Origin of the sequence: uncultured Corynebacterium sp. (assembly GCF_937999985.1) — a bacterium.
Lineage (GTDB): Bacteria > Actinomycetota > Actinomycetes > Mycobacteriales > Mycobacteriaceae > Corynebacterium.
Genome location: NZ_CALLDG010000061.1, coordinates 1 through 4,697, shown reverse-complemented (window position 1 = coordinate 4,697; position 4,697 = coordinate 1). Strand labels below are relative to the sequence as shown.

2 protein-coding genes and 1 pseudogene are annotated in these 4,697 nt (G+C 64.1%); all 3 read right to left on the bottom strand.

The genetic code is table 11. The annotated features are described in order from the left end of the window. Nucleotides 1–486, bottom strand: a pseudogene (locus Q0331_RS02905) (monovalent cation/H+ antiporter subunit D family protein); the annotation flags it as partial. Beyond that, nucleotides 486–1,022 carry a cation:proton antiporter subunit C gene (locus tag Q0331_RS02900; RefSeq protein ID WP_298074711.1) on the bottom strand — a complete coding sequence of 179 codons (537 nt, stop codon included), beginning with the start codon at nt 1,020–1,022 and terminating at the stop codon, nt 486–488. The pseudogene Q0331_RS02905 and the gene Q0331_RS02900, both read right to left, overlap by 1 nt. Then, the gene (locus Q0331_RS02895; RefSeq protein WP_298074709.1) at nt 1,019–4,225 is read right to left on the bottom strand and encodes a DUF4040 family protein; all 3,207 of its coding nucleotides are present in this window, start codon (nt 4,223–4,225) and stop codon (nt 1,019–1,021) included. The genes Q0331_RS02900 and Q0331_RS02895 overlap by 4 nt, the downstream gene beginning before the upstream one ends. Nucleotides 4,226–4,697 lie beyond the last annotated feature (472 nt).

Below are 4,697 nucleotides of genomic sequence, written 5' to 3'. Positions count from 1 at the left end.
GAACATCCTGCCCGCCGCCAGGCGCGCCCACGTGCCGGTCATCGCCAGCAGGCCGAAGGAGGGCATCAGCATGACTTCGATGAACACGAACAGGTTGAACAAGTCCGCGGTCAGCAGTGCACCCCACACGCCGCCGATCAGCATGAGAGTGAGGGCGGGGTAGAAGCGGGTGCGCGTCTCGCCGACAACGTCGGCGAACCAGTTGGCGATCAGGGCGACGACGGAGGTCGTCAGGATCATGACGCCCGCCAGGTTGTCGGCGACCAGCGGGATGGAGATGCCGCCGACGAACCCGCCGACGTTATCGACTAGCACCGTATTCGGCTCGTTGACCTTCACCAGCACCCAGACGCCGCCGACGATGCCGAATGCCGGCACCAGCAGGCCCAGCGCGCGGCGGAGGCTCATCCACGGAGCCATCGCGGCAACGGCCGCAGCCAGCAGCGGGACGGCGATAAACAGACTGAGGAGGGAACCTTCGGTCATTACTTCTGCGCTCCCTTCTGTTCGTCCTTACGTTCCTTGCCGGTGGTGCTGGCCGCGGCTTCGTCCGGGCCGTCCTCATCGGCGGTGGAGTGGACTTCCGTGTAGTCGTTCGCGCCGAGTTTCTTCTCCTCGTGCTCCTTGACCACTCCACCGTGGGCCTTGGCTTCCTCGTAGTTCTTCCACCCCATCGTCTGCAGGGTGCGCAGGCGGCGGGAGGCGGTCTCTACGTCGTCACTGCCGAATGTGTCGTCGTCGCGGCCGAGCGCGGCCATGGCCAGCATCACGGCGGTGGAGGCCATGGAGATCACGATTGCCGTCAGCACGAATGCCTGGGGTAGCGGGTCGGCTGCCTGCTCGGGGGTCGCGCGATCCATTAGCGGATCCATGCGCCACGCGCCGACGCCCGCAGCGAGGATCAGGAGGTTAACCGCGTGGCTCATCAGCGTGATGCCCATGATGAGGCGCAGCATTCCGCGCTGCATCACCAGGTACACGCCGCCGCCCATCAGGATGGCGATGATAGCTGCGATGATCACTGGTTCTCTCCCTTCTCCTCGTTCTGTTCTTTCTTTGTGACGCCATCAGGCTCCGCTGCCTTAGACTCAGCTCCGTCCTTGACGGCCTTCACCGGCGTGCGAGCCGCTTCGCGCTCAGCCCGGTGGGCCTCTTCCTCTGCCTTCGCAGCAGCGGAGACCTGGGAGGGGTTGAGCGGGATGTTGCTGCCGCCGACAGTCACAGCCACAGGCGAGGGGTTCTTGGCGGGATCCGCCTTGCCCTCGATGGGCGTGGGGCGCTTGCCCTTGGAGTTCGGACCCATCTTCTGCGTGGCAGTCTGAGCGCGGAACTTAGACTTCAGCGTTGCCGGGTCAGTACCCGGGCGCTCGCGGCCGCCCATCTGGTTGATGACGATGACCACCAGGCCGAGCACTGCCAGGTACACGCCGCCGTCGAAGATCAGCGAGGTGGTCATGTGCTGACCCAGAATCTCCCCGTGGATTGGCGCCAGGAATCCGCCATGCAAGTAGCCGATCAGGCCAGTGATCAGCGCCATCGCTACGCCCGCGCCGACGAAGGTGTAGGCCACCTGGTCGGTGAACATCTTCTTGGCTCGAGCCTGCGTTAGGTAGTACATGAAGATGCCGCAGGCCGCGATCAGCGCGGCGACGAAGCCGCCGCCGGGGGCCTGGTGGCCGCGCCAGAATGTGGCGGCGGACAGCAGCGCCAAAATCGGGATCAGCGGGTACATTGTCATCCGCGAGTTAATGGAGTTCAAGTGCGTGGAGCGCAGGTACTTGGAGTAGAACGGCGCCAGCTCCGGAACCTTGTGCACATCCGGGAAGCGGGTGGACCCCGGAGCGCGGAACAGCTCCGCGGTGGAACCCGGGCCGTAGCCCGGAACCGGGGAGCGGGGGATGGACTTGATCAGCGCGGCAATCACGATGCCCGCCATGCCCAGCACCGTCAGCTCGCCCAGCGTATCGAAGGCACGGAACTCCACCAGGATGACGGCGACCACGTTGTTGCCGCCGGAGATCTCCGGGGTGTTCTCCAGGTACCACTGCGCGATCGCAGGCTTCTCGTGGCGGCCGATGAGCAGCCATACGCCCAGGAAGGTAACCACGCCGACCAACACCGCCAGAACCGTGGCGAAGCGGGTGCGGTTCGCACCCTCGCGCAAGTACAGGCGCGGCTGGTGGCGGATCACCAGCATCATGATGACGACCACACAGAACTCGACCAGCAGCTGGGTGGTGGCCACGTCCGGCGCGCCCAGGGTCAGCATGACCCAGGAAACGCCCACGCCGACCACGCCGACCAGCACCACGGAAGCCAGGCGCGAGCGAGTACCAATCATCACCAGCACACTCAAGCCGATAATCACCAAGCCAACTAGGTCCACGATGCTGTCGATCCCCTCGACACGCGGCGGCAGATCCGCCAGGCCCTCCAGACGGCCCGGACCCAGCACGGAGAAGCCCGCCAGCACAATCAGCATGGCGAAGATCCACACCACGTGCCGGTTGGGGTTCACGGAGTTCGCCAGGCGGCCAAACGCGCGGCCCAACTTGGTCGAGCGCTCGATGAATGCGGTGATCATCTCCGCGCCCGTTGCCACCCCGAGACGCTTGCCCTCGAGCGGCTGGAGCAGAGGGCGTCGATAAATAACAACAATGACGCCCACAACCAGCACCGCCAGAGAAATCCACAGCGGCACCGTCAGGCCATGCCACAGAGCCAAGTGCGTGTGCGCATGATCCAGGTCCGTGGCCTCCACCACACGGTCGAGTGGCTCGTCGAACGCGTCCATGAACGCGACGACCGGCAGGGAAAGCACGCCCGGAAGCACCGCCGGAATCCACAGGTTCGCCGGGGCCTCCTTGACTTGCGAAACATCCTTCGGGCCGTCGACGAACGCGCCCAGAACATAGCGGGCGGAGTACACGAAAGTAGCCAGAGCGCCGATGCCAGCAGCGACTAGCAGGGCGATCACGCCGGCGTTGTTGAACGGTGCCTCCTCGAAAGCGGTGAGCATGCCCTCCTTCGACACGAAGCCGAAGGTCGGGGGAATCGCAGCCATTGACGCCGCCGCGATCACAGCGGACACAAAAGTAAAGGGCATCTGGCGCCACAGCGGGCCGAGACGACGAATGTCTCGCGACCCGGCCTGGTGGTCAACTACGCCGGCGATCATGAACAGCGAGGACTTGAACAGCGCGTGGGCGGCCGTGTGAACCAGCGCGGCACTGATGGCAAAAGGAGTGCCCACACCAATGGTGGCGACGATCCAGCCCAGCTGGGAGACCGTGGAGTAGGCCGTAAGCTTCTTCAGATCCGTCTTCTGGATGGCGAACACGGCGCCCATGATGGCGGTGGTCATGCCAATGACGATCAGCAGGACGTGCCAGGCCATCACACCCTCGAACAGGCCGGAGAAGCGCAGCAACAGGTACACGCCAGCCTTGACCACAGCGGCGGCGTGCAGGAAGGCGGAAACCGGGGTGTCCGCGGCCATAGCCTCCGGCAGCCAGAAGTGGAAGGGGATCTGCGCGGCCTTCGAGAACGCGGCCAAGGCGATAAGAACCGCGACGATGGCCAGGCGCACGTCCTGGCCCTCCCAGGCGGGGGAGTGCAGCATGGCCGAAAGGTTGGTGGTGCCCGTGGTGATCACGCCAATGGCCAGGGCCGCCAGCAGGAACAGGCCACCGATGAAGGTCAGCAAGAGGGTGCGGATGGAACCGGCCTCGCCGCCGGAGCCCGAGCGGGCGATGAGGAAGAACGACGCCAGAGAGACCAGCTCCCAGCCGATGAACAGCAGGGCCACGTCGTCGGCCAGGACCAGCAGGAGGACTGCCAGCATGAAGGAGGTCATGAGCACGTAGAAGCTCATGATCTTGTCGCCCTTGTGCAGGTAAGCGGCGGAGTAGATGAACACGACGGCGCCGATGAGCAGCGCCAGGAGGGTGAAGAACAGCCCCAGGGAATCCATCTTCAGGGCCAGCTCTAGGCTGCCTTCGCCCGCCGCGCCACCCGCGCCGGTGAGGAAGCCTTTGATCCAAGTGACGGACCAGGTGGCTGTCTCGCCGTTGAGAATCGGGTCGGCGTGCTTGATCACATATCCTGCGAGTCCCAGGAAGGTCAGGCCTAAGGGCCAACCGGCGTTTCGATCAAGTGTTTTGACCAGCAAGGGAACGAGGATGAGCGCCACCGCGACGGTGACGGGGATGGCAAGGAGAGCCACGTTGGTTCAACACCCCAATGTTTCTATAGTTGTTCGATCACCTTGAATATTCACTGAATAACCACTTACGACATCACGGTGCCGTCGCAAAGCGACGACCTCGCGGAGCCGTCCTGAGCTCCGACATCAGAAGGTCGTGCTGAGCCGAACTAGATCGCGGGCCCAATGAGGCCTGAAGGTGTCAAAGTTATTCAAGTGATCCACTGGGGTGCCGGCAAAATAATCCCGGTCCATCACGACGCGACGTGATCGGAATAGTTATACGACGGTCACAGTTTATCAGGCGCCCCTTAGGACTGTTCAGGGTGCTTGGCCTGGCGCCCGAATGAGCAGGGCATTTGTCGGGGAGGCAACGGGTGGGGTGCTGGCTGCGGTTCTGGCTCCGGTTCTGGGTGCGGTGCGCAAAACGAGGGGGCGCTAAATGAGGAGCGCGCTGGGTGGTACTGGGTGGTGCTGAGTAGGGCGCTGGGTG